Genomic DNA, 25,842 nt, shown 5'->3' on the forward strand with positions numbered 1-25,842 from the left:
CGGGCCATTCAGGTCCATGGTGCGGCGGGGGTTTGTGATGATGTGCCGTTGGCGCGGCTTTACGGTTGGCATCGGGCGATGCGACTGTTCGACGGACCCGATGAGGTACACATGCGTTCCATCGCCCGCGCTGAACTCGGCCGGGAAAAGTCAACACTAGCGGCAGCGGCGCTCAAGGCGGCCCACTGATGCGGTCCACCGGGCTGGAGCTCTCCGGCGCGTGGAATTTCCGGGACGTCGCCGAGGAGGCCGGCATCGTCCCTGGGGCGTTCTTCCGGTCCAGCGAGCTCAGTGCTCTGGATGAGGACGGCCGAAATGCCCTGGCCCACTTGGGCATCACCGATGTCGCCGACCTGCGGTCCCTCAAAGAGGTACAGCGGCGCGGTCCCGGCCAGGTTCCGGACGGGGTGGCCGTGCACCTGCTGCCGTTCCACGAACTGGCCACTGACGCCGCTGCCGATGGTGCGCCGCACGAGCAGACCTTCGAGAAGATGATGATCGAAAAGCCCGCGGACGAGGACGTCGCTGCGGCTGCGGGTCGGTTCATGGTCGATGAGTACCGCCGATTTCCGACGCTGGCCGGCGCGCATCTGGCACTGCGGCAAGTGATTTCGATGCTGGCCGATGCCAAGCCGGTGATCGCGCACTGCTTCGCCGGCAAGGACCGTACCGGGTTCACCGTCGCCGTGACGCTGTCGGCCGTCGGGATCTCCCGCGACCGGATCCTCACCGATTTCCTGCGGAGCAATGCCGCAGTACCGCAACTGCGCGACAGCATCTTGGAAACCCTCCGCACTCGGGCCGGCGAAACGGCCGAGGTGCTCACCTTCGCCGAGGCCCGGCTCACCGAGGAAGTGCTCGGGGTGCGCGAGGAGTACCTGGACGCGGCCCTGGGCGTGGTCGATGCCGAGTACGGCTCGGTATCGAATTATCTTGCGGCCATTGGCGTTACGGACGAGCAGGTGAACCGCTTGCGGAGCTCACTGGTGGGCTGAGCCCTCGACGATGACCGTCCTGTTCCCATGGCCCGGTTCGACCGGAAAAGTTCGCTTCCCGTCAGGCCAGCACCCCGACCAGCCACGCCACCGTCGATAGCAGCGCGGCCGTCAGTTCCACTCCCATGGCCAGCGCCACGCCCTTGACGGCATGCACGGTGGACGCCCAGGCCCGGCGCCGGTCACCGCGCGCGGTCAACTCCGCCAGGTAGACACCCAGCACGAAGCCGAGCGCCAGCCCCAGCACGGGGATCACGAAAAATCCTATGATGCCGAGGATTCCACCCACGACCAAGCTTCGGGTGGCGACGTCCGCGCGTCGCATCCGGCGCATCGGCCAGACGTATTTGATGATCTCGGCGGCAAGAAACAGCGCCGCCGCAATGCCGAGTACCACCCAGGCGGCAGTGCTTTGCACCACCAGCGCCCAGACCGTGATCGCCAGAAAGACCACCAGCCCGCCGGGCAGTACCGGCACCACGATGCACACCAGGCCGATGGCGATGAACAGCGCCACCAGCACCAAACCGACAGTGCTCACCAGCCTCCCTGGGCCGGCTCCAGAACCGCCTTGCCGTGAATCTTGCCGTCCGCCAAGGCTTGCAGTGCATCCGCACCGGAAGCCAGCGGGAAGCGCACCGGTTCCGGCGGCCGCAGCCCGGCTTGCACCAACGTAGCCAGCCCCGCACCGACCTCCGCGGCCGAGCCCGGCACCTTGTTGATGAACTCGCCGTAACCCACACCCACCACGCTGATGTTGCGCAGCAACAGCCGATTCACCTTGACCGTCGGAATACCTTGTCCCGCAGCGAAACCCAGAATCAGCAACCTGCCCTCCGGGGCCAGAACGCGAATCGCGTCATCAAAGGCATCCCCACCGACCGGGTCGACCACCAGATCCACTCCGCGGCCACCGGTGGCCTCCAGCACAGCATCACGCCAGCCATCGGTCAGCGGCAGCACCACATCAGCGCCGACTCCGGCCACGAATTCCTGGGCGCCGGTCCGGTGCACCATGGCGATCACCTTGGCACCCATGGCCTTGGCCACCTGAATAGCGGCCACGCCGATGCCGCCGGCCGAGCCGAGGACCAGCACCGTCTCCCCCGCCAACAGTCCGCCGCGGCGGGCCAACGCGAAGTACATGGTGTAGTAGTTGCCCAGCAGACAGACCGCCTCGGCGTCGTCCAGACCGTCGGGCGTGGGGATCACCGACGAGGGTAAGGCCAATGCCCGCTCGGCGTATCCGCCCATCATGGTGAACGCCGAAACCCGTTGACCGGAAACGAAACCCGAGCTGTCCGGGGCGGATCTGACGGTGCCGGCGACCTCCATACCCGGGGTGAACCCCGGGGGCAGTTTGAGCTGATACTCGCCGCGGATCAACAGCAGGTCGGGAAAGCAGACGCCGGCCGCACCGACGTCGATGACCACCGCATCCGGAGACACGGGATCATCGACATCGATGTAGGCCAGACCGGACGGACCGGTAAGCGACTGCGCTACAAGCGCTTTCACCTATCAGCCGAGGGCGAAGCTGGCGGCCTGAGCGGCGGATAGATCGGTGATCTCGCCCCACTTGGCGGCCACATCGTCGACCGAGGGCACGCTACCGAAGGTCACACCGTCGTTCTGGAACAGCGCGGTGCGCTGCACCTTGCCGCCGCCGACGATGAACACCGAGTCCGTGTCGGGCACCTCTTCGGTGCACAGGTAGGCCACCACCGGCGCCACGTATTCGGGTGTCAGCTTCTCGAAGACCTCCGGCGGCAGGATGTCCTGGGTCATCCGGGTGGCGGCGATCGGCGCGATGGCGTTGGACTTGATGTTGTATTTGGCGCCTTCCTGGGCCAGCGTGTTGATCAGACCGACCAGGCCGAGCTTGGCAGCGCCGTAGTTGGCCTGGCCGAAGTTTCCGAACAGGCCACTGGTGGAGGTGGCCACCACGATGCGGCCGAAGCTCTGCTCGCGGAAGTGCGGCCAGGCGGCGCGAATGACGTTGTAGCCGCCGTACAGGTGCACCTTGAGCACGGCGTCCCAATTCTCGAACGTCATCTTGTGGAAGGTGCCGTCCCGCAAGATGCCGGCGTTGCTCACCACGCCGTCGATCTTGCCGAAGGCCTCGATGGCGGACTTGACGATGTTCTCGCCGCCCTCGGGCTCGGCAACGCTGTCGTAGTTGGCGACGGCACGGCCACCGGCGGCCTTGATCTCGTCGACCACCTGGTCGGCCATGTTGTGGCCGGCACCGGTGCCGTCACGGGCACCGCCGAGGTCGTTGACCACGACGCAAGCGCCTTCGCGGGCCAGGGTCAGCGCGTATTCGCGGCCCAGTCCACCTCCGGCACCGGTGACGACGACGACGCGATCCTGCACTCCGGGCATGGGATTCCTCTCTTGAAAGGTCAGGGCAGCCCACCATGGTGGGCGCCCCCTTGTGTATACGGCGGTCACCTGACCACCGCATGGTCGGGTCCGCTTCTAGAAGAACTTGCGGGCCAGCTTCCACGCCTTATCGGTGTAGGGCGGGTAGATCAATCCGGTGATGTCGGGGCGGGTCGGCTTGGTCATCACCGATTTGCAATGGCTGAACTCCAGGAACCCGTACTTGCCGTGGTAGGCGCCCATACCGGACGGTCCGACACCGCCGAACGGCAGCTTGGACGTCGACACCTGGAACACCAGGTGGTTGATCAGCATGCCGCCGGCCGGCACTTGCGCAATCACCTTCTCGCGCACGGCCTTTGTCTTGGTGAACAGGTACGCGGCCAATGGCTTGGGCCGGGCGTTGACGAATCCGATGGCTTCGTCGATGGAGTCGACGGTGATGATCGGCAGGATCGGGCCGAAGATCTCCTCGGTCATCAGCGGCTCGTCCAGCGGCGGGTCCACCACGACGGTCGGTTCGATGGTCAGGGTGGCCGGGTCCGATCCGCCGCCGAGCACCACCTGTCCCCCGGTGCTGCCGAGATATCCGCTGAGCCGGTTGAACTGCCGTTCGTTGACGATCGGCATACCGGCACCGTCCTGTGCGCGGAATGCTTCGATGGCATCGAGGACCTTGCTGACGAAGCGGTCCTTCACGGACGCGTCGACGATCGCGTAATCCGGTGCGACGCAGATCTGCCCGGAGTTCACCAGCTTGGTCCAGGCGATGCGCTTGGCGGCGACGTCGATGTCGGCATCGGCCGCCACGATCACCGGGCTCTTACCACCCAGCTCCAGCGTGACCGGGGTCAGATGGGGTGCGGCCGCTGCCATGATCTTCTTGCCGATCTCGGTGCCGCCGGTGAACATGATCCGGTCGAAGCCCTGCGCGATGAGTTCCTGGCTGACCATTCCGTCGCCTTCGACGACCGCGATCGCGTCATTGTCCAGGTACCGCGTCATCAATTCGACCATCACCCGGGACGACGCCGGCGCGAGCTCAGATGGCTTGAGTACCACCGTGTTTCCCGCGGCGAGCGCACCGACCAGCGGGCCCAGGGTCAGATAGAACGGGAAGTTCCACGCACCGATGATCAGCACGGTGCCGTACGGCTCGTACTCCACCCAACCGCGGCCGGGCAGCTGCGAACGCTCCAGCAGTCGATAGCGACGCCTGGTCCACTTGCCCAGGTTCTTGGCAGCGTCCTTGGCCTCGGCGATGGTGCCGACGCTGTCGGCCAGCCAGGCCTCGAAAGGTTTGCGGCCCAGATCGGCCTCCAGGGCCTTGGCGATGGCAGCCTCGTTCTCCTCCATCGCTTGTGCCAGCGCCAGCAATTGCTTGCGGCGCCAGGCCAGGTGCCGGGTGCGCCCGGTGGCGTAGGTCTTACGCAGACCGGCGACAAGGGCCGGGATATCTGTGGTGACGCGCGCGGATGCGACGGATTCGGTGGTCATTACGGTGTCCTTACGTGAGCCAGGCAACACCGAAATCCTAGCCAACCAGCCAGTTGGTTTGAAGGGTCTGAGAATCCTGGGTCAGTTCTTCTCAGCGGTGACGAAGGTGGAATACGCCTTCTCGTCGACGTCACCGATCTGCGCCCACCGTCCCAGACGCTGCATCTCGTCCTGCGAAGTCACCGATATCGAAGTCCAGCCGCGCGAGTCCAGCCAGCCTGCGACGTCAGCCCGGTCGGGGTCGTCGTACATGAGGTCTTGAACATTCACCGTCCGTTCGACACCGAGCTGGCCGGCGAACTTCTCGAATCGGTCGCGCATCCGCTCGCGCCGTTCGGCGGCGTGTTCACCGACAGTCTCGACCGACACCCGACTGCCCGGCGCGGACAGTTCGGTGATGTTCTCGAAGAGCCGGTCCTGGGCGTCGGCGGGCAGGTACATCAGCAGCCCTTCGGCCAACCACGCCGTAGGTGATGCCACATCAAAACCCGCTTGCCGCAATGCTTTTGGCCAATCATTACGCAGGTCGACGGGTATCTGGTGCAGCTGCGCCAGTGGCTCGACACCATGCGCCCGAAGGGTCTCGTCCTTGTACTCCAGCACCTTCGGCTGGTCGATCTCGAACACGGTGGTTCCAGTCGGCCAGTCCAACCGGTAGGCCCGCGAGTCCAAGCCGGAGGCCAGAATCACCACCTGGCGGATACCCGCGGCGGTGGCGCCGGCGAAGAACGCATCGAAGAAGTGCGTGCGCACCGCCTGGTAGTTGCCCATGTGCTCAAGCACCATGGCCACTTCGGGGTCCGCGTCGGCCATCTTGTCGTTGAAATCGCCGTCGAGGATCGTCTCCCACACCCCGGTGCCGGCGCCGGCGATCAGGATCTTGGCGTACGGGTCGCGGATCAGCGCGTCGGGACGCTCGGTCTCACCGGCACGGGCGGCGGCCACCATCACCGCCGTGGCTCCGACGCTGGTGGCGATGTCCCAGGTGTCATCGTGGGTGCGGGCTGTGCTCATGGCCGTGTCCCTAAAGGTGGTCCGGTGATGTAGTGCCCAGAAGCTTAGCCCAGCTAGACGGCTCGGTGACCCCGGTCACACCGTGTTCAGTCGGCGACTTTCCAGAGTTTGTTGGACAGCAGCAGTTCCAGCCGGTTCAGCACCCCGACCAGCTCCTGATTGGTGCCGACATACCCGGCGTAGAAACCCATACCCCACATCACGGCGACCAGCATCTCGACCACACCCGTGACATCGGTATCGGTGGTCAACTCACCACGGTCGATGGCCTCGGTGACGGCCCAGGTCACGAACTCACGGGAGTTCTTCAACGAGTTGTGTTCCTCTTGGCCCAACTCGGGGTGCCGCTGCGACTCCAGGATCGACGTGACGAGGAACGCCGCGGCTGAACGATCGTCGGACTCGGCCTGCATTGTCGAGATGAAAAACGCCGACAATCTTTTGAGGAAGCTCGTCTCGCTTTCGGCTCGCGCACGGCCGGCGGCAACCACCATGGAGTTGGTTTGTTCGAGCACTTCGCTGTACAGCACACGCTTGTTTGCAAAGTAATGATTGATGGCCGGGCGGGTCAGATCGGCCCGGATGGCGATCGCCTGAAACGTGGCGGCGTCATATCCGAGTTCGCTGAAAACCTCGCGGGCCGCGCGCACGATCCGCTCACGGGTTTCCGCCGCCTTAGCTGCAGGCGGGCGTCCCGGACCTCGGGTGGCGATATACGGCATCGTCAAATTGTGCCACAGTTCACGGGTACCTCGAGTACCACATTTGCTAATACGTGCCGCGAAAGTCGAAATCAGCAAATATTCACAGGCGTCAATTCCGTGTTTGCACCTGTTCAGTAAAGGTAAGTGGTGGCTGCAGCCACTTTCATATGATTGCCTGTGAACGGTCTGTCTACCGGAGTTCGACCTGCCCTCCAGGTTTGACCACTACGCTCAGACGCCATGGTGGGGGGCGTTTCGCGGGAGTCGTACTTCGAAGCTGGAGTCGAGGCACTGGCAGAGGCCGGCTACAACGGCCTGAAACTGGCCGAAGTGTGCCGGCGCTTGGGTGTCACGACCGGTTCGTTCTATCACTACTTCCCGAACTGGGCGGCCTACACGGACGCACTCCTGGAACACTGGGCTGAGGCCCGGTCCATGAAGGTCGACGAGACGCAGCAGGGGGAGCCAGACCCGCGGGTTCGCATCGACACCTTGATCCGGCGCGCGCTGGCTCTCCCGCACGGTGCCGAGGCCGCCATCCGGATCTGGAGCGCGCTCGACCCGAAGGTCCACGCCGTGCAGAGCGCGGTCGATCAACAGCGCTTCGATGCCATGTCGGAGGCCGCTTTCGAGATCCTCGGCGACCGCCACCAGGCCAACGTCTTCGCCTCGTGGGGGCTGTACGTGCTGGTCGGGTACGAACAGTCGACGCTCAAGCACACCACCACCGCCGACCTGCACTGGATCGCCGAACAGCTCCTCGACGCACTCGACTCGGGCCGCTTTTCGACGGTGCCGGGTGGCTGAAGCGCCGGTCGCGAAGTGGCGCGCCGTCGTGGCGCGAATGGCAGAACGCGATCCCGAGCGAGACGCCCTGCGGCGCGCATCGCGCGCAGCTCTGACGCTGCCGGTCGCAGCGCTGGCCGGCGTTGTCGTCGGTGGCGGCTCACAGACCACGCTGTTCGCGCTGTTCGGGTCCGTGGCACTGCTGATCGTCGCCGACTTTCCGGGTAACCGCCCGGCCCGGGCGGTCGCGTACTGCGGGTTGGGTTTCAACGGCGCCGTGCTGATTACGCTGGGCACCCTGGTGTCGCCGATGCCGGTGCTGGCTGTGGTGAGCATGTTCGTGATCGGTGTCGCGGTGACCTTCTCCGGTGTGCTCAGCGAGATCGTCGCCGCCGGTCAGCGGGCCACCCTGATGACGTTCATCTTGCCGGTCTGCACCCCACCCGGACCGATCCCGGACCGGCTCCTGGGCTGGGCGATCGCCTGGGTGGTCGCGGTACCGGCCGCCCTGCTGCTGTTTCCGCCGACCCACCACGACGAGCTGCGCCGGCACGCCGCGGAGGTGTGCCGGGTGCTGGCGGCCCGGCTTACCGGAACGGCCACCGCGACCCAAGTCACCGATGCCATGACCGCTCTGCACGACAACTTCCTGGGTGCCGACTTCCGCCCGGTTGGCCTGACCGCCGGTAGCCGTGCTCTGGTTCGGGTGGTCGACGACCTGCAGTGGCTGTGCGACCGTGTCACCGACAACACCGGTGCATTGCTGGGCGAGATGCGCGGGCCCGTGGTCCGAGTGCTGACCGATTGCGCCCTGGTGCTCACCACCTCACGCGCTGACGGACGCGACCTGCGCCGGACCGATCTGACGGCGGCGCTGACCGCCCATACCGAGTCCGCACACGGCCGCTACCGCGAAGACATCGAAGAGATCCTCGGCGAGCCCGACGATCTCAAGGCCGCTGCTGTCGGTCGAAAGTTGTTGCAGCTACGCACTTTTTCGGCATGTGTCGGGGTGATCGGGCGGGTGATCGGGGTCGCCGCAGATGCAGACGCCCGGCCGGTGTGGGCGCGGGTGCTGGGTCGACGGTTGCCCACCACCCGTATTGCCGACCGCGTGTTGTCCGAATCGCAGGCGGTGGCCAGCATCCCGTCGGGTTTCCTGACGACGCGAGCCGTGGTGGTACGCAACAGCATTCGCACCGGCTTGGGCCTGGCGGCCGCCGTCGTGGTGGTGCACACGTTCCCGGTGCAACACGGGTTCTGGGTGGTGCTGGCCGCATCCTCGGTGTTGCGCAGCAGCGCCCTGACCACCGGCACCCGGATGCTTCGAGCCGTGTCCGGCACCGTCGCCGGGTTCGTCCTCGGCGCGGTCCTGGTGGAACTGCTCGGTGTGCATCCCGCCCTGATGTGGGCGCTGCTGCCGGTGGTCGCATTCGGCTCGGCGTACGTGCCCGACGTGTTCTCCTTCACGGCCGGTCAGGCGCTGTACACCATGCTCGTGTTGACGATCTACAACCTGCTCAACCCGACGGGGTGGCGGGTGGGCCTGGTGCGGTTGGAGGACGTCCTCGTCGGGGCCGCGGTGGGTATCGTCGTCTCGCTGCTGCTGTGGCCGCGCGGCGCGGCCGCAGTGGTGACACGCGCGCTAGATCAGTCTCGGACGATCTGCGCCCGGTACCTCGACGCGGCCGTACGGCGGGTGACCCGCGGCGCCTCGGAGTCCGCCACCGACCGCGTGCATGCCCTCAGCTATGACGCACTGTCCGCGGCGCGCACGGTGGACGATGCTGTGCGCCATGTGCTTTCGGAAAGTAGCGGGTCCAGCGACCAACGCGCCCCGGTGGTCCGGGCAGCCAATCAGACGGTCCGGCTTCGGACTTCGGCCGACATGATCGCGGACGTGGTGCCACCACCGCTGCAGGCCTACCCGTCCGTTCGGACTGTCCTGGAAGCGCACACGGCGATCATTCGCGACCGCATCGCCGGGCACGGAACCGATGGCCTGCCACCGATCAGCGACGATTTCGTCCGCGCGCTGCGCGCCGAGGCGGCCGGCACCACGTTGGCCGTCGAAGCCGCCCTGCCGTTGGTGACGGTCGCCGCAAGCCTGGGCGAATTGGAGTTGTTGTACGCCCAGCCCGCAATCTGACCTGAGGTCAGCCGCGCGCCGAGGTGCACAGGATGCCGTGCGCGGCCCGCACCAAGGCCACGGCCTGGCCGGGATCAGCGCCGTACTGGCCGGCGAGCGCATCAGCCGCACCCTGCGTGTTCTGCCCCGTCATCAGCATCTGGCAGGCCTGGCGGCCGGCCATCAACATCTGGTCGTCGTCGCCCGGGAACCCCGTCGCGTGCGCCCGGTTGATGTAGTTCTGCTCCTCCGATGTGATCGGTATCGGCCAGGCCCAGGCCGGAGCGGCCGCTCCGCCCAGCAGAGCTCCGACTCCCACCGCGGCTGCCGCCGCACGAATCAACAGTGTGGACATCTGCTTCCCCCTCGCTCGCGCCACTGAACAACCGGATCGTATCGAGCTGCAGGCACCGTGACAGTTGGTTCAGCGCACGAACGCGCGCACCGGTCGCGTCCCCGCGTCGGCGGCAAAAAGCGCGGTGGGCTCATCTGTAGCCCGACTAGGATTCAATGCGTGCAATTGGTACGCGGGGATCGCGCCGGGGAGGCGACTGCAAACCTGCTACGGGGGACTCACAGGACGAGCGACCGTAGCCCGACCAGGGGTGCCGGTCCGTGCGCCGGCTGACCGCCCTCGTCGCTTCCCTTCTGGTCATCGTCGCCAGCGCGCCGCCGGCCCTGGCCGTCGAACCGCCCGCGATCGATCCCGGCGCCGTGCCACCGGACGACACCGGCCCTGACCAGCCGATGGAGCAGCGCAAGGTGTGCTCGACGCCGGCGGTGTTGCCCGGCGCCAACTTCAATGACAAACCCTGGGCGAACGACTACCTGCACATCGCCGATGCCCAGAAGTTCGCCACCGGTGCTGGGATCACCGTTGCGGTGATCGACACCGGGGTGAACGGATCGCCCCGGGTTCCGGCAGTGCCCGGTGGCGACTTCGTCGACAAGGGCGGCAACGGCATGTCCGACTGCGATTCCCACGGCACCCTGACCGCGTCCATCATCGGCGGCCGGCCCGCACCGACCGACGCCTTCATCGGTGTCGCACCCGACGTCAAGCTGGTCTCGTTGCGGCAGACCTCCGAGGCCTTCCAGCTGAGCGGCTCCCGCGCCGACCCGAACGATCCCAACTCCACCCAGACCGCGGGCTCGCTGCGCAGCCTGGCCCGAGCCATCGTGCACGCGGCGAACCTGGGCGCCCAGGTGATCAACATCAGCGAAGCCGCCTGCTACAAGGTCACCCGCGCCATCAACGAAACCACCGTCGGCGCGGCCATCGCCTATGCGGTGAACGTCAAGAATGCGGTGATCGTGGCCGCGGCCGGCAACACCGGGCAGGAGTGCACGCAGAACCCGCCGCCGGATGCCGGCGTGCCGGCTGATCCGCGCGGTTGGAAGCAGGTGCAGACCATCGTGTCGCCGGCCTGGTACTCACCGCTGGTCCTCACTGTGGGCGGCATCGGCCAGACCGGTCAGCCGAGCAATTTCTCGATGTCCGGCCCGTGGGTCGGGGTGGCCGCTCCCGCCGAGAACATCGTCGCGCTGGGCTACGACGGCAACCCGGTCAACGCGCTCAACGGCCAGGACGGACCCATCCCGATCAACGGCACGTCGTTTGCCTCGGCATACGTGTCCGGGTTGGCAGCCCTGCTGCGCCAACGCTTTCCGAATCTGACTGCGGCCCAGATCATGAATCGGATCACCGCGACCGCCCGGCATCCCGGGGGAGGTGTCGACAACTTCGTCGGCGCCGGCGTCATCGATCCGGTGGCCGCGCTGACCTGGGACGTGCCCGACGGGCCGCAGCAGGCGCCCTACCAGATCAAGCAGCTTCCGCCACCGCCCTACGTGCCACCACCAGACCGCGGTCCGATGAATATCGTGGTGATCAGCGGTGTGGCGCTGGCCGTCCTGCTGGGTCTCGGTGCACTGACCCGACGCGCGTTGAGGCGCCGATGAGGGGATTGCTCAGTCGTTTCGGATTCCGTTTCAGCACCGGTCATCTGTTGTGGGCTGGGATACTCATCCCCGCGTGTGTTCTGATCGGCCCACGAATTCACTTGCTGTGGTTGGGTATCACGCTGGGTTCGCTGATCGCCGTCATATCGGTCCTGACCATCCGGGGCCGCCGAGTCACCGGTTGGATCGCCGCACTGTTCGCCTGGCGACGCCGGCGCAAGACCGCGCCGCCGGACCCCTCCGAACCGTCGGTCGGCACCACCGTACTGCCCGGCGACCACGTGGGCGTGCGCTGGCAGGGCGATCACCTGATGTCGATCATCGAGCTGATACCTCGGCCTTTCACCCCTACGGTGATCGTCAATGGCGAGGCCTTCACCGACGACAAGATCGATACCCGGCTGGTCGAGCAACTGCTGGCCTCGCATGCGCCGGATCTGGAAGCCGACGTCGTGTCATCGGGCTACCGCGTCGGAAAGACGGCTCCCTCCAGCGTGGTTGCGCTGTACGAACAGGTCGTCGGCCCGTACCCGGCGCCGGCCAATAGGCGGACGTGGGTGGTGCTCCGCGCCTATCCCGAGCGGACCCGCAGGTCCGCGCAGCGCCGTGACACCGGTATCGCCGGCCTGGCCGGCTACCTGGTAGCCACCACCACCCGCATCGCAGATCAATTGGCCAGCAACGGAATCGACGCCATCTGCGGCCGCAGTTTCGAAGAGTTCGACCGCGCAACGGAAATCAGCTTCGAACGTGAGACCTGGTCCCATATCAAGGGCCGCAGCACATTCACGGCCGCATACTCTGCGCCGGGCGGGCCGAACGCGTGGTGGTCGGCCCGGGCCGACCACACCATCACCCAGGTCCGGGTACGGCCCGGATCGGCGCCGACCACCACCGTGCTACTGACCACGCTCGCCAATCCGACTACACCGCGGGGTTTTTCGTGCCTGTTCGGTGGCCAGCGAGCGGCACTGGAAGGGATCAGCCCGATCAGCGACCGGCATTACGAGCTGCCCATCGGCTCGGCGGGCGTCCTGGTCGGTGAGACCGCGGACCGCTACCCGGTCTACATGCCGTTCGACAATGTCGATGCCACCGTCAACCTGGGCGATGCGCATCTGTTCACCCAGTTCGTGGTGCGGTCGGCGGCCGCCGGAGCCGTGGTGACCCTCGCGCCGCAATTCCGCGAGTTCGCCGGCTTCATCAACGCCCGGATCGGCAATGTCCCCATGGTGGCCTGGCCCAACGCCACCACATACCTGGGACCACATCCTGGCGTGTCACGAATTCTGCTGCGACACAACTTCATCGACACTCCGCGACATCGGCAGCTACCGATTCGGCTGATCAACCCGCGTGAGGAAAGTCGCTTCCAGATGGCGTTGGAACCATAGGGAGAGGTCGCGGGATGGGCGCTGATCAGACCTTCGTCAAGGTCGACTCCTCGACCTTGACGGCCAAGGCGGCCGACATCACCACCGGCTACCCGACCATGTCGACCACGGTTGGGCCGCCATGCATGCTGCTCGTCTCCGGCCTGGCCGCACGCAAGATCGATGACAACTACCAACAACTGACGGCGGCCCTGTCGGCCGGGAAGGCCGAGGCGGCCCGGTTGGCGGCCTGTCTGGAAGCGGCCGCCCGAGCCTATGACGAGGCCGACGTGCTCGCCGGGGCGGCGATCGAATCAGGCCGGGCACCAACAGGTTCCGATGCAGTGTCAGTCAATCCGGTGTTGCCGCCGGCCGCCACCGCCGGGCCGCCGGCTCGGTGCACGGCCCCGCCGGAAGATCCAGGCGTTGATTGGGTCAGCGCGGTGGCACAGATCAATTCCGGCGATCAAGGCACCTCACTACTGGACTTCGCACATGCGTTGTACAAACTGTCGGACGACCTCGTCAGCCACGGCAAGAAGTTTTCGATGGGCAACGTCCATTGGGAAGGCGGCGCGGCCGAAGCCGCCGAAGGCGCCCTGCGCCGCCACGAGTCCTGGCTCTACGACCTGGCCGCGCAGGCCCAGACGTTGGCCAAACAGGCCCAGGACTTCACCGATGTGCACATCTCAGAACACCCCCAGCACCCCACCCAGTCCGACGTTGATGCGGTCAGCCGGCTGACCGGATCCGATTGGGTCACTGCGTATTCGGCGAAGCAGAACCAATCCGACGGGGTCCGGCGCAGCTACGCCAACCGGGTCAATTTTGCCGACCTCACCTTCAACGGACCACCTGCCGGCGCCTATCCCTCGCAGCCGGTGAAGACCAGCGAGGTCGCCGCACGTACCCGGAACAACACCGGGGCCAATGCGGGCTCGCCCGGTGGGAATGGCCAGCCCGGCGGTAGCGCGCCGTCGGGCGGGGAAGCGGGGCCGGCTGGTACTCCACAACCGGATTCGGCAAGTGTCAAACCTGCAGCGGCCGAAGGTGATTCGCCGCAGAAGCGGGATGGCGGCCAGGCCGGCGGCGGTACGCCGTCTGGCGGATCCCCCTCCGGTGGCTCGGGAAGCGGCTCAGGCGGCGGGCTGCCGAGCGGTCCGGGCGATCATGACAGCAGATCTCAACACGGCGCCGGACGCTTACCCAGCGACGCCGGTGTTGCTCCGGCCTCGGCCGGGGGCGGCGGATCCGGTGGTGGCGGATCCGGTGGGCAGCCGCTACAACCGGCGGCATCCGCCCCGGCACTGGGGGTCGCCCCGGCAGCGGGCGGTACGAGCCACAGCGGAGCGCCCGGCAGTGGCGGCGGCGCAGGTGGCGTCATGGGCGGTCCCATGGGCGGCATGGGTCACGGCGGCAACCGGGAAAGCGGCAAGGAGAAGAAGCGCAATCCCAACCTGTCGCTCGACGAGACCCTCTACGTCGAAGACCGCGACTACACCGATCCGGTCATCGGCCACACCCGGCGCACCAGAATCGACGACCCGAAGGAGTCGAAGTGATCGAGATGCATCCTGAGGTCGCGGCGATCCTCCAACAGGCACAACGCTTGCAAGCCGCGATGGACGACCAGCTGGCCAAGATGAACTCCGAGACGTTCACCGCTACCGACGAAGCCAGGACCGTCGAGGTGACGCTGAACGGTCACCACTGGCTGACCGATCTGTTCATCGAGGACGGCCTGCTGCGGCTCGGCGTCGCGACCGTTCAAGCACGGATCAACGAAGCCCTGGGCAATGCCACGGCGCTGGCGTCGGCCTCTATTCAACTCGACCGCGAACGGCTCAACGGGATCGTCGCCGAAATCACCGGTAACGCCTGAGCGGCGCTCAGAACCGGATATTGCGGATCAGGTCGTACACCCCGCCGATCCACAGCAACAACGGAATCACCGCCGCGATCGCCGCACCGTCGAACAACTCCAGAATGCGTTTGGTGACCGGCGATACGCGCCGGACACCGTCAGTCGCGCCGACCATCACCAGGGCCACCAGGGCCGCGGCCACGTAGAGCGCCAGCACCAGCCAGGCCCCGTGCGGATTCCACAGGCATAGCCGGACCATGACGCCGGTGGGGATCGCCACCGTCGCCGCCACCAGCGCCCAGCCGCACCAACGTTCGGCGTACAGCCGGGACCGGAACCCGCACACCACGGTCACCAGCGCAGCCACGATCAGCGAGTGGATGAAGAAGTGTCCCTGCTGGACCACGGCAATCGCGCCCAAGGTCAGCACCAGCACGCCGGCACTGAGGAACCCCACCAATAACTGCCGGGCCAGCGTGCTGCGCTCGGTCAGCCGCGCCGCCGAACTCGGTACCGAATCGATGATGGCGCGCCAGGTCGCCGATTCTTCGTCGGTGACGTTGCTGCTCGCCGCCACCGGATCGAGCAGTTCCTCGTTGGATACCACCTCGCCCGGAGCGGGGATGGGCGGCAACGCAATTCGCGCCACCGCAACGGTCAGCTTGGCCGCGTTGGTCACCACGATCAGACCCAGGGCGATCGCGCCTGCGGGCACCCAGGACTGGCCGCCATACCCATAGGCAATGGCGGCGGCAGTCACGGCAGTGGCGACGACGGCCAAGAAGGCCGACGCTTCGGAGCGCTTGCGCGGCCCACCGCGAGTAGCCAGCACGATCAGCAGCACCACGGCCGACGCACCGGCCAGTTGGGGTGCGCCCAGGCCGTTGACGCCTCGGGGCAGTGGTACCGCCAGAGCCGCCGCACCGGCGAGTAGCGGCAGGGACGCCACCAGCAGGCTCTCGGCCAGATCGATGTTCTGGTAACGGCTGTGCGCGGCAAAGCTGCCGGCCAATACCCCCACACCGAGCAGCCCGAGCGCCGCGATCCACCACCAGCCGTGCCCGGACTGCACCCACACCCACAGCGCAGTGCCGGCAATGATCAGGGTCACCAATGGAATAGCAAGGCCGACAAAGCGATTCAGTGCGGGCCGGTCGAACTCCGGCGACTCGTCGAGCACCGCAATGGCGTCGATCACGTCTTCGACCAGTGGCCGATACCGCTCGGTGCGGCTCACCGACACCAGCGTCAACAAGGCGCCGTCGACCACTCCGGAGTCGTCGAGCGACTCGGTGGCCTTCAGCGGCGGCGCCCCAGGCCGGGCAAATGCCCACACACCCTGGGCTTTGAAATCGAATCCGGCCAACACTTCGGCCGGAGCGTCATCGAGCAATTCAGTCAGGACATCGACCGTCTCGTCGATATAGGTCTCGATCGGCGTCGAAGCGGGCAGCACCAGGTCGGTCATCCGTCGCCCCGTCAGGATGGTCACCCGGGTGGTCGACTGCCGCGTTGCAGCCGCGCCCGATTCGCTGGGAGCTACGGTCGCGGGACCGGCGGTGGCGGTCAACGCCGCTCGAGCCGGTCGAAGTCATCGGACAAGGCCGCGGCCAGTTCGGTGATCCGACGCCGGAACGTCTTGTCCAACAAGTCCAATTGGATCTCGGTGCCGGCGGCGATGTGCTTGTCCCAGGGGAGCACCACCACTCGTCCGGGCTGTACGTGCCGCTCGAACTGCTGCACCAGATCCTCGACGTCGATGTTCGTCTTGCCCGGCGTCACGTGGTTGATCACCACACACGAGCGGCTCAGCAGGTCCTGATACCCGTTCTGCCGCAACCAGTCCATCGTCACCGCAGCCTGCCGGGCACCGTCGATCGAGGCGCTGGCCACGATGACCAAACCCGAGACCGTCGAAAGCACAGCGCGCGAGGCCGAGTGGAACAAGCCCGCACCGCAGTCGGCCAGCACCAGGTTGTAGTACCTGGAGACGACGCCGACGGCGCCCTTCCAGTCCTCCTCGTTGAAATCCCTTCGGGCCACGCTGTATTCGGCGGACGAGAGCACCTCAAGGTTGGAGCCGTTCATGCTGGTGTACGCGCGGATGTCGTTGTAGCGATCAAGATCCTTGTCGGACAACAGATCCGACACTGTCGCCGCCGACTGCCGCCCGGCTCGATCAGCCAGGTTGCCGCCATCCGGGTCGGCGTCGACCGCCAAGATCCGGTCACCGCGGACCTTCGCCATCATCGAACCAAGCGCCACCGTCACCGCGGTCTTTCCAACTCCGCCCTTGAGGCCGAGCACGCCGATCTGGTACGAGTCCCGGGCGTTTCGGCGGATCCGCGCATACAGATCCAGCACATACAGCTCGTCTGGCGACAGCCCCAGATTGATCCTCGTCATCAGGTACAGCCAATGCCGCCAGCCGCGTTGCGAAGGTGCCTTGACACCGGTGCGCACGCCGACATGGGACAGCGCATCGATTGCCCGGTGGTTGCCGATGGTGGCGGCCGAGGTCTGGTCCGGCATCTGTTGCTCGGTCCACCGCACGTCGGCCTGCGGCTCTGCCAGATATTGCGGGGGAGCCGGCGGCATGGGCGGGGCGAAGTTGTGCTGGGGGAGCGGCGGCGGGGCGGGCTGCTCGTACTGGGCGCCGGTGGGGCCCGGCCCCTGCGGATTCCGCAGGAGTCGGTTCGGCGGGTACTGCGGCGCGGCCACTGGGGGAGTGGGCGGCAGTTGGCTGGTGATCTCGGCCGGCTTGGGCGGCGGCGCGGCCACCGGTGGCGGTGCGAGCGGACCGCCGACGGGCGGACCCGACGAGGGCTCTGCTCCCGCGGTCGGCGCCGCAGCGGCGGCGTCGGCCGACATCTGAACTGCGGCAGCAAGAGTCGCGCGGTCGACCGTTCGCGTCGCTTCCTCGTTGTCGGCCTGACCCGAGTCCGAGTTGTGGAAAAGCCGGTCGTAGTCGGCGGACATGGGTACCTCTCCTGTTGGTATTACGTCAGAGCGCACATGAGGCGGGCCAGGTCGACCCTACGCCGGCCTGCCCACCTCATGTAGGTAGTCAAAACTACCCGTGAAAGGACCCGGTCACGCCCTGCTCGGTGCTCATCATGTGCTCGCCTGCGCCGGCAACAGCCTGCGCCAGCTGCTGCAGGGCTTCGTTGAGCTCAAGTGCGTTGCTGTCCCACTTCATCTGCTCGGCTTCGTAGGCACCCTGGCCATCGCCGTGCCACGCGGCACCGAGCTTGGCCAACGAACCCTTGCCCTCGTCAAGCAGGTGTTGGGTGGTGCCAACAGCCTGCATGATCCCCGACGCAGAATCGGCAATCCCTGCGAAGTTGTATGTCATGTCTGTCATCAGATTGTCCTTTTGATATTCCGGGTGGTGGTTACAGACTCACGGACTGCGATCAGATGTTCATCGTCGACTGAATGTGCTGAAAGTTGTCGTCGTCGGTCGTCGAATACTTCACGCCGCTGACGTGGATCTTCTGCGAGATTTCAATCAACAGCTGGTTCTGCTGATGCGCCGCGGCGTTGAACCGGGCCAGTGCCGCCTGCGCTGCCATGCCAGCCTGAGGCGTCTTCATGTGTGTGGCCAGGTCGGCGCCGACCTGCTCCACACGCGCCATCACGCCCTGCAACTCGACGGCGATGCGGTCGAAATTCGATGCCTCACTTGCCAGTACCGCAACATCTGCTTGCAATGCCATTTGATCACTTCACCTTTCTCATCCTGTGTCCTCACCACTGGAATGAATGGCGAGTCCTAACCGACCCCCCGGGGCCGGAAAGCGCTATTTGGTGGCGACAACTCACCAGTCGTCGTCTTCGTCATCGAGGTCCTGGACGAGCAGTCCCGGGGCCTTGAGCTCTTGCTTGGTCGTGCCTTTATCCGCCTTGCCGCTCATCCCCATCGGCGACCCACCCCCGCTACTCACCGGAGCACGACCAGCCGTCGACGCACCCGGCGCTGCCCCTACCCCGGCCCCCGCTGGTGCCGGCGCACTCTCGGTACTGCCGACCAGCGACGCCATCAGCGGAGTACGTGTCGCCGTGCCACCCATGCCCGGCAACGATGCCGCCCGCACCAGGCCGACCCCTGAAGCCGCTCCCGATCCACCGGCCAGCGGATGGTTGGAGAACGGGCTGGCACCGAGTAACCCGATCTGCGGTCCGTTCTGACTGCCGAAGCTGCTACCCAGCTGGGTGAAAATCTGCGTCATCTGCTGCAGGGGTTGGCTCAGCTGCTGCACCGGCTGGGTGATCAGCTGGCCGAGCTGCTGGGGTAGTTGTGCAACCTGCGAGCCGACCTGACTGGCCATCTGCATCATCATCTGGCCGCCTTGCTGCGCAGCCTGCTGCGGCTTCGCCTGCTGGTTGCCCGCATTCTGCGCATGCGACTGCGCGATCTGCGCTGCGCCCTCGGCACGGTCGCCGGCGAAGGTACCGGCGCTGATGGCATCGCCGGCCAGGGCCCTCGCGTTGTCGAACACTCCCTGGCCGGTCACCTGGGCCAAGATGAGGTCCCGTGCCAGTCCCCCGGGCACGGTGGCAGCGGTCTCGGCCATGACCGCCGCCGCCGTGCTCTCACCGACGCCCGGCACCACCACGGGTTGGGCCGGCATGATCGGCTCGAACACGGTGTTCAAGCTGGTCTCGGCTTGATAGGACTCCATCACGCCGGCCGCTTGGCTCCACATCCGCGCGTAATCGGCCTCATTGAAGCCGATGGGCATGGTGTTTATCCCCAAGAAATTCGTGGCCTCGAGCACGATGTGCGTGATCTGGTTGTCCGCGATCTCGGGCAGCTGCGGCGTGGTCGACAACGCCGTGCTGTACGACGTGGCCTGCGCGATGGCCTGCATCGCCCGCTTCTGGGCCTGTATCGCCGTGGTCTGCAGCCAAGTCACCATCGGGATGGTCGACGCCACCGCGTTCTCGCTTGCCTCACCGGCCCAGTTCTCACTCAGCGCCGCCAGGCTGCTGGCCAATTCTTCTGCCTGGGTCTCCAGCGAGATCGCCAGTGCCTCCCAGCCCGCAGCCGCCTGCAACATAGGTGCCGGCCCGGCACCGGCCATCAAACGACCGGTGTTGATCTCCGGCGGCAACGCTCCGTAGAACATTGCCAGCATTGCGGGCACGGCCGACATAGTTTGCTGTCCTCAGGCTCCGGGGCAGGTGCTCAATGAAGGCGCTAGAGGAGCGTCGCGCCGTTGGCGCCGTCGACTGCTTCATAGATGGTGGACGCCTCGACGTAGGCCGCACCGGTACGCGCCAGTTCCTCTTGCGCTAACGCATTGAGACCCAACGCCTCAATACCTTCGGTCGCGAAAGCCAGAGCGGCCTGGACCGACACCTCGTCGACGCCGGCCGGTACCAACGCGCTGGCCTCGGTCGTTGCGGCAGTACCAGTGGCCAGGCCGCGCGCACCGTTCGCTACTACCTCGGTTCCGACGCCGATCGCGCCGGGGTTGTGCTCCAGAGGTTGCATTGCTGTTCTCCTTACCTATTGAAAGCGCGGTATGAAGTTGTTCACAAGACAACGGGAATTGAAATCAGAAGTCCACCCATGGAACCCCCGTTCCCCCAGTTCTGGCCAGCGAATGACTTCTTTGCTGGCCGTACGAATTGATAGTACCGGCGATTTGACCGGGTCGCCGACACTTATTCCGCGGGTGGATCGACATACGACGCCTGGATGACCTCCTTGCCGTCAGGTGACACCAAAAGTGCCTGACCTGGCGGTCTGCGCCGCAGCTTGAACTCGCTGGTCGGGAACTCCATCTTCTCGCCGGACAGGAACATCGTCGGCGTACCGGCGCCGTAGGCCGTACCCACGAATTTGTCCATGGTCGCGCGCTGGGCCTGGCTCATCTGGCAGGTCACGATGATGTGCAGGCCGATATCGGCGGCCGCAGGCAACAACGGGCTCAACGGCGTCATCGGCGGCATCATGCCGCTGGCTGCGGTGATCATGTGCCAGTCGTCAACCAACAACACGACATCCGGTCCCGACCACCACGACCGCGCGCGCAGCTGCGCGGTGGTCAGATCAGGCGGTGGCAGCCGCTTCTGGAGGTTGGCTGCCAGCGCCTTGATCGACATCTCCAGACTCGCGATGTTGCGGTTGATCGCGCCGGCGTCGAGCAGGTGGCTCTGCGGCACCGCATCGAGCAGACCCGAGCGGAAGTCCGCCAGCATGAACCGCACCTGCTCGGGGCTGTTCCTGGAACAGATCGCCGAGGCCACCGCGTGAGCGATGGTGGTCTTGCCGGATTTGGGCGCCCCGAAGATCAGCAGATGCGGAGTGGTGTGCATCTGGTCGTAGGCGACCGACAAGTCGGACTCGCACACCCCGAGCGGGACGGTCCACCGCGTGCGGTAGTCACTGTCCGGACCGGGCGGGTTCGGATCGACCTCGTGCAGGTAGATCCGGTCGGGCAGGACCCGGACGCGCGGTGCCATGTCGGTATGGCGTGCCGCGACGTGGTCCACCGCCTCGGTCATCGCCGCTGCGAGGTTGTCGGCACTGTGTATCCCGTCCAGCCGCGGCACACCGATCATCAGGTGGTGTTTCTCCGCCGAGACCGCGCGACCAGGCCGGTTGACCGGAATCTCCCGGGTGATCCGATCGATCTGGGTCTCGTTGACATCGCCGAGACGGAACTCGACCTTGGAACCGAGGTAGTCCCGGACCCTGGACTTCAGCTCGGTCCATCGGGGCGTCGAGATGACGACGTGCACGCCGAAGGCCAGTCCCTGCCCGGCCAGGTCCTGCACCGTCGCGTCCAGCTCCGGGAACTCGTTGACGAAGGCCGGCCAGCCGTCGATCACCAGAAAGACATCACCGAACGGATCCGCCGCCGCCGGGTGATTCGGGTCTTCGCGGAGCTGTCGATAGCTCGCTATCGAGCCGATCCGGTGCTCCTTGAACATCGCTTCACGTTGCCGCAGAACAGCTTTCATCTCGGCTATCAGGCGGTTCACCCGGTCCGGTTCGGACCGGGTCGCCACTCCGCCGACGTGCGGCAGGTCTTCCAGATACATCAGGCCACCGCCGCCGAGATCGACGCAATAGAACTGCACCTGGCGCGGGGTGTGGGTGGCTGCCGCAGACAGGATCAAGGTCTGCAGAAACACCGACTTGCCGGTCTGTGGTGCCCCACCGACCGCGATGTTGCCGCCGGCCGCGGACACGTCGATACCCCACACCTCTTGGCGGTGCCGCCTGGGCTCATCCATGATCCCGAGCCCGAACCACAGCGGATCCCGCCGGCCCCGCTCGACGAGTTCGTTTACCGGCACCGGATCGAAGAGCGGCGGCAACCACATCTTGTAAGCCCGGCTCTCACCGGTGGTCAGCTGTTCGAGCACCACTTCGCGCAGCACACGCTGGTCGGCATCGGCCAATTCGATATCGGTCATCAGCGCGTCCCCGAGTCGACCATCGTCGCCGCGGTGAACGGACGAATCCGGAAGGTGTTCTGCGGTACCACCCGCGGCGTGTCACCGCCGTCGTCGTCGATGACGGTGGGCACATAGTTGCCGCCGGTATAGACGCTCTTGAACTTGACCGGGTCCTCCATGCCCACCCGCATGAATCCCACACCGCTTTCCTTGTTGGTGATGTACTGGGCCTCTGGGGTCCCGATCACCGCCTTTGATTCGGCAGAGCTGGTGGTACGCAACGCGATTCGGTAAGTCAGGTTCGGCTCGAGCTTGTCGATGCGGGCACCACCGGTGTTCAGCGACTGCGTCGCCAGCAGCAGGTGCACCCGCAGTGATCGGCCGACGCGGCAGATCCGGTCGAACAGCGCGATGAAGTCGGGGTGGTTCTGCAGCAGCTCGGCGAACTCGTCGACCACCACGAAAAGCGTTGGCAACGGGGCGAGATCGGCGCCCCGCTCGCGGTACTTCTCGTACTCGGCGACGCCGGAGAGCGCACCGGCAGCACCGACCTTGATTCCGGCTTGGCGCAGGATCGACTGTCGCCGGTCGAGTTCACCGGTGAGCACCTCACCCATGCGGCCGACCAGCTCGGCCTCTTCCTCCATGTTGGTCACCACCGCCGCCGTGTGCGGAAGCTTCTCCATGCCGAGGAAGGTCGAACCGCCCTTGAAGTCGGTCAGCAGTAGGTTCACCTGGTCCGGGTGGTGGGTTGCCACCAGCGAAAGGATCAGTGTCCGAAGGAATTCCGACTTACCCGAACCGGTCGTTCCGATGAGCATTCCATGCGGGCCGGCACCGAACTCGGCGCCCTCCTTGATGTCCAGGTGCATGATGTCACCCGTTTTGAGCTGATGCCCGAACGGAATACGCAACCGGTCCTGGTCCTGGTCGGCGAACATCCGCCAGCGCCGCGGCGTGACTTCTTCGACCGTCCGGGCACCCACCAGCTGGTGCCACTCGGTGGCGACCTTCTTCTGGACCCGGGTACCCCGGTCGATGATGGTGCCGGTGATCGACCAGCCGGCCAGCTTCCGCGCCAACCGTTCCGCCTGCGTCGGCGTCATCGTGTCGGTCACGTTCGTCACCAACCGATAGGGCTGGTTGGGTAGCTTGTCGTGGGCCGTGCCGTCAGGGTCGGCCTTGATGCGGTACCCCGAACCACGGTGATTGCCCTTGGTGATGACGGTGACCCCGGCCCGGCCATCGACCGGGAACCCCGCCTTGCCACCCGTCAGATCGATCACCATCACGTACGGACCGGTCGGTATCGAATCGGCACTGTGCGGGCCGCGTGCGGTCAAGTCGGCCAGACCATCGGGGCGGGTATAGATCAGACGGGTCGAACCGGCACCGTCGGAATCACCCTGGTGCTGAACGTGCGGCAGCCACTTGACCCAGGCCCAGTCCGGATCCTGCGGATCGTCCAGCAGCACCCGCATCTGCAGCAGGTCCGGCGGATGAAAGACCGCCAGATGACAAATCATCGCGGTGAGCAGACCCCGGGACTGCTCGGGATCACCGCCGATGGCAATGGTGGGAAATGCCTTGAGCTGCACCAACTTCGGGCAATCGTGCACCAGACCGTGGGTGCGCAGGAACTTGGTCACCCACATGTGGCTGACCGGCTCTAGATGCGCCTGCGGCGCGGCCATCGGCCCGGCCAGATCAGAGTTGATGTTCGGCTTCAGCAGCCGGTCGACGGCCGGTTCCGCGCCGATACCGATCCGCGCAGCGCCCAGAAACTCGGAATTGCTGCCGCGCGACCACTGCCTCGGGCCGCCCACGAGTGAGGCCAGATCATCGGGATGCGGTGCGTGGTAGGCGAAAAAGGTCACCTGCGCGGACGCCGACGCGGTGACCCGCGTGCGCAGACCGGCGAGGTAGCGCAGATATTCCTTCCGATCAGCGTCGATCTCGGGCACCTTCTTGCCGCCCGGGCCGCCACCGGACATGTATCCGACGGTGCCCATGATCATCATCAACGGCATCATCAGCATGTACGGCGACAGCTGGCGCACACCGGTGAACACCATGATCGCGATCATCCCGAGCATGCCGCCGCCCATGACGTACGGCAGTGCCTTCTGCACCCCCGATGCCGGAACCTCGATGCCCAGATCATCGGGCGGGGTCACATTGATCTCGCCCGGCGTCAGCCGTGGTCCCCGCTTCATCGACGGGGTGAACTTCCTGGTTGTCATGACGCTCCTCCCGGATGCGGGGCGACCGGCGCAGGCGCACTGCCGTCGGGCACCTTGTTGGGATGCGGATCGGCGGGCAAGGTGTCGTGCTCCAGCAGGGCCGCCCCCTTCGACAGCACCGGGCCTTCCACCAACAGGCTGACGACCTGCCACGGCGCGGTCAGCGGCGCGGTCAGGCCCAGCGCCTTGGCAGTCGCCTCATCGGCGATTCCGTACCGGATGCCCTGCGGGTCAACGTAATACAGCGACTCGCCGTATCGCGGATCCGGCGACTGCAGCCGGATGTAATGGCCACCGTCGATGAACACGGTTGCGTCACCATTGATCTGTTTGATACCCGAATTCAACGCCGACGTCGACACCGGCAGGTGACGGCCGACGATCACCGTGGTCTTAGGCGACTGATCGCCCACCTCACGTTGCCACGACCAGCACAGCGTCGGATCATCCTGCGGCAGCAGCATGGTCATCGCGTCTGCGGGCAACGGGGAGTAGTACGTCTGCTCGGCGATCTTGGCCACGTCACTGGATTCGATCGACGGCGGCGAGACCAGCCCGTATGAGTTGGTGGCCCGCAACGCCGCCGCAGTGGGGTCGTTGACCTTGGCGACGCCGTCGGGCAGCACCACGTATTGCTGTTTGCCACTGTCGGTGGCCACCTGGAAGACCGAACCGATCACCAGATTGGGTGGTAGCCCAACGGTATTCGGCGCGCCCGCGCCCGGTACCGGGGTGAGCAGCCATGGTCCGGCATTGGGCAGGGCGTTGAACAACCCCGGCGAGATGGGCGCCGACTTGGACCCGACCGGTATACCGACCGCGGACGTGACGGCCCGATCGCTCAGATCGATCTCATGGCGGCCGGCCTTGGTGATCAGCCAGTTCTTGTCACCGAACTTCACCAGTACGCCCTCGTCGGGACGTATCGGACCGACCGCGCCGCCGAGGTCCAGTGGCTCGATCAACGCGGAGGTCTCGATGGTCGGGGTGACGCTGTCCGGCTTGGTGACCGTGTCACACACCGACCAGGTCGACGACGAGCCGAAAACCGGTGTGGCGTAAGGCGCTCCGGGAATGCCGATGACGGCTCCCTTGGGGAGGCCGGCCAGCTCTTCGGACTTGACCGCATGTGGTTCACCGCTGTTGCCCAGGATCAGCCGCGCCGAGGTCAGGTTGTACACCGGCCGCAGTTGATCGCTGCCGGGCATGAGGACGTACAGCTGATTGGTGGTCCGGTCGACCAGCAGCGAATCGCTGCCGCGCTTACCCAACGGCTTGAAATAGGCCAGCATCAATGCGCCGATGCAGATGATGATCGCGATCACCAAGCCCAGTGACACCGAACGGCTGTAGAACTGCAAGGGATCGTCGAACATCCGGGTGTCGCGCCGTACGATCGCGTGCTCCACGCGGCGGAGCAGAAAGCGCCAGCCGCTGACCTGGACCTTGGTGGTGAGCCGGAAATCTGCCATGGG

24 protein-coding genes are annotated in these 25,842 nt (G+C 66.0%); 8 read left to right on the plus strand and 16 right to left on the minus strand.

What is annotated here, in order from left to right; translation table 11 throughout:
• Window positions 1-189, plus strand: a 189-nt coding sequence (locus ABIA30_RS23170; protein WP_370069768.1) for an acyl-CoA dehydrogenase family protein, incomplete at its 5' end; no start/stop codon positions are given.
• Window positions 189-995, plus strand: a complete 807-nt coding sequence (locus ABIA30_RS23175) for a tyrosine-protein phosphatase (RefSeq protein WP_370069770.1) — start codon at window positions 189-191, stop codon at window positions 993-995. The genes ABIA30_RS23170 and ABIA30_RS23175, both read left to right, overlap by 1 nt.
• Window positions 996-1,056: 61 nt before the next feature.
• Here the strand turns inward: ABIA30_RS23175 and ABIA30_RS23180 are convergent, their stop codons facing one another.
• From ABIA30_RS23180 to ABIA30_RS23205, 6 genes are all read right to left on the minus strand, one after another.
• Window positions 1,057-1,536 carry a DUF456 domain-containing protein gene (locus tag ABIA30_RS23180; RefSeq protein WP_370069772.1) on the minus strand — a complete coding sequence of 160 codons (480 nt, stop codon included), beginning with the start codon at window positions 1,534-1,536 and terminating at the stop codon, window positions 1,057-1,059.
• Window positions 1,533-2,513 carry an NADPH:quinone oxidoreductase family protein gene (locus tag ABIA30_RS23185; RefSeq protein ID WP_370069774.1) on the minus strand — a complete coding sequence of 327 codons (981 nt, stop codon included), beginning with the start codon at window positions 2,511-2,513 and terminating at the stop codon, window positions 1,533-1,535. The genes ABIA30_RS23180 and ABIA30_RS23185 overlap by 4 nt, the downstream gene beginning before the upstream one ends.
• A 3-nt stretch (window positions 2,514-2,516) precedes the next feature.
• Window positions 2,517-3,380 (minus strand): SDR family oxidoreductase, encoded by an 864-nt coding sequence (locus ABIA30_RS23190; protein WP_370069776.1) that lies wholly within the window; start codon window positions 3,378-3,380, stop codon window positions 2,517-2,519.
• 96 nt (window positions 3,381-3,476) lie between these two features.
• On the minus strand, window positions 3,477-4,877 hold the full coding sequence (locus ABIA30_RS23195) for an aldehyde dehydrogenase family protein (protein WP_370069778.1): 1,401 nt from the start codon (window positions 4,875-4,877) through the stop codon (window positions 3,477-3,479).
• A gap of 81 nt (window positions 4,878-4,958) precedes the next feature.
• The gene (locus ABIA30_RS23200) at window positions 4,959-5,891 is read right to left on the minus strand and encodes a class I SAM-dependent methyltransferase (protein ID WP_370069780.1); all 933 of its coding nucleotides are present in this window, start codon (window positions 5,889-5,891) and stop codon (window positions 4,959-4,961) included.
• A gap of 86 nt (window positions 5,892-5,977) precedes the next feature.
• On the minus strand, window positions 5,978-6,613 hold the full coding sequence (locus ABIA30_RS23205) for a TetR/AcrR family transcriptional regulator (RefSeq protein ID WP_370069782.1): 636 nt from the start codon (window positions 6,611-6,613) through the stop codon (window positions 5,978-5,980).
• Between the two features lie 222 nt (window positions 6,614-6,835).
• Between ABIA30_RS23205 and ABIA30_RS23210 the strand changes: the two genes are divergently transcribed.
• Together ABIA30_RS23210 and ABIA30_RS23215 are read left to right on the plus strand one after the other, a co-directional pair.
• A complete protein-coding gene (locus ABIA30_RS23210) occupies window positions 6,836-7,402 on the plus strand; it encodes a TetR/AcrR family transcriptional regulator (protein ID WP_370069784.1) in 567 nt (188 codons plus the stop codon).
• A 37-nt stretch (window positions 7,403-7,439) separates the two neighbouring features.
• A complete protein-coding gene (locus ABIA30_RS23215; protein ID WP_370070075.1) occupies window positions 7,440-9,530 on the plus strand; it encodes an FUSC family protein in 2,091 nt (696 codons plus the stop codon).
• A 7-nt stretch (window positions 9,531-9,537) separates the two neighbouring features.
• Here the strand turns inward: ABIA30_RS23215 and ABIA30_RS23220 are convergent, their stop codons facing one another.
• Window positions 9,538-9,864, minus strand: a complete 327-nt coding sequence (locus tag ABIA30_RS23220) for a DUF732 domain-containing protein (protein WP_370069786.1) — start codon at window positions 9,862-9,864, stop codon at window positions 9,538-9,540.
• 260 nt (window positions 9,865-10,124) lie between these two features.
• On the opposite strand from ABIA30_RS23220, the gene mycP reads away from it, so the two are divergent.
• Genes mycP through ABIA30_RS23240 form a run of 4 tightly spaced genes read left to right on the plus strand, consistent with a single transcriptional unit; the run spans window position 10,125 to window position 14,726 of the window.
• Entirely contained in the window at window positions 10,125-11,471 is a 1,347-nt protein-coding gene (mycP, locus tag ABIA30_RS23225) for a type VII secretion-associated serine protease mycosin (protein WP_370069788.1), read from the plus strand.
• The gene (gene eccE / locus ABIA30_RS23230) at window positions 11,468-12,865 is read left to right on the plus strand and encodes a type VII secretion protein EccE (RefSeq protein ID WP_370069790.1); all 1,398 of its coding nucleotides are present in this window, start codon (window positions 11,468-11,470) and stop codon (window positions 12,863-12,865) included. The genes mycP and eccE overlap by 4 nt, the downstream gene beginning before the upstream one ends.
• Window positions 12,866-12,879: 14 nt before the next feature.
• The gene (locus ABIA30_RS23235) at window positions 12,880-14,406 is read left to right on the plus strand and encodes a hypothetical protein (RefSeq protein ID WP_370069792.1); all 1,527 of its coding nucleotides are present in this window, start codon (window positions 12,880-12,882) and stop codon (window positions 14,404-14,406) included.
• Between the two features lie 5 nt (window positions 14,407-14,411).
• On the plus strand, window positions 14,412-14,726 hold the full coding sequence (locus tag ABIA30_RS23240) for a YbaB/EbfC family nucleoid-associated protein (RefSeq protein WP_370070077.1): 315 nt from the start codon (window positions 14,412-14,414) through the stop codon (window positions 14,724-14,726).
• Between the two features lie 7 nt (window positions 14,727-14,733).
• Here ABIA30_RS23240 and eccD read toward each other — a convergent pair whose 3' ends face one another.
• The 9 genes from eccD to eccB form a co-directional block, all read right to left on the minus strand.
• Window positions 14,734-16,278, minus strand: coding sequence for a type VII secretion integral membrane protein EccD (eccD, locus tag ABIA30_RS23245; protein ID WP_370069794.1), 1,545 nt, complete (start codon window positions 16,276-16,278; stop codon window positions 14,734-14,736).
• A complete protein-coding gene (locus ABIA30_RS23250; protein WP_370069796.1) occupies window positions 16,275-17,687 on the minus strand; it encodes a MinD/ParA family protein in 1,413 nt (470 codons plus the stop codon). Before ABIA30_RS23250 ends, eccD begins: the two co-directional genes overlap by 4 nt.
• A gap of 94 nt (window positions 17,688-17,781) precedes the next feature.
• Window positions 17,782-18,072, minus strand: coding sequence for a WXG100 family type VII secretion target (locus ABIA30_RS23255; RefSeq protein ID WP_370069798.1), 291 nt, complete (start codon window positions 18,070-18,072; stop codon window positions 17,782-17,784).
• A 52-nt stretch (window positions 18,073-18,124) separates the two neighbouring features.
• Window positions 18,125-18,427 carry a WXG100 family type VII secretion target gene (locus ABIA30_RS23260; RefSeq protein WP_370069800.1) on the minus strand — a complete coding sequence of 101 codons (303 nt, stop codon included), beginning with the start codon at window positions 18,425-18,427 and terminating at the stop codon, window positions 18,125-18,127.
• Between the two features lie 102 nt (window positions 18,428-18,529).
• A complete protein-coding gene (locus tag ABIA30_RS23265; protein ID WP_370069802.1) occupies window positions 18,530-19,867 on the minus strand; it encodes a PPE family protein in 1,338 nt (445 codons plus the stop codon).
• A 44-nt stretch (window positions 19,868-19,911) separates the two neighbouring features.
• Window positions 19,912-20,208 carry a PE family protein gene (locus ABIA30_RS23270; RefSeq protein WP_370069804.1) on the minus strand — a complete coding sequence of 99 codons (297 nt, stop codon included), beginning with the start codon at window positions 20,206-20,208 and terminating at the stop codon, window positions 19,912-19,914.
• A 173-nt stretch (window positions 20,209-20,381) separates the two neighbouring features.
• The gene (gene eccCb, locus ABIA30_RS23275) at window positions 20,382-22,142 is read right to left on the minus strand and encodes a type VII secretion protein EccCb (protein ID WP_370069806.1); all 1,761 of its coding nucleotides are present in this window, start codon (window positions 22,140-22,142) and stop codon (window positions 20,382-20,384) included.
• A complete protein-coding gene (gene eccCa, locus ABIA30_RS23280; RefSeq protein ID WP_370069808.1) occupies window positions 22,142-24,367 on the minus strand; it encodes a type VII secretion protein EccCa in 2,226 nt (741 codons plus the stop codon). Before eccCa ends, eccCb begins: the two co-directional genes overlap by 1 nt.
• Window positions 24,364-25,839 (minus strand): type VII secretion protein EccB, encoded by a 1,476-nt coding sequence (gene eccB / locus ABIA30_RS23285; protein WP_370069810.1) that lies wholly within the window; start codon window positions 25,837-25,839, stop codon window positions 24,364-24,366. The genes eccCa and eccB overlap by 4 nt, the downstream gene beginning before the upstream one ends.
• Between the last annotated feature and the right edge of the window lie 3 nt (window positions 25,840-25,842).

Origin of the sequence: Mycobacterium sp. MAA66 (assembly GCF_041261665.1) — a bacterium.
GTDB lineage: Bacteria > Actinomycetota > Actinomycetes > Mycobacteriales > Mycobacteriaceae > Mycobacterium.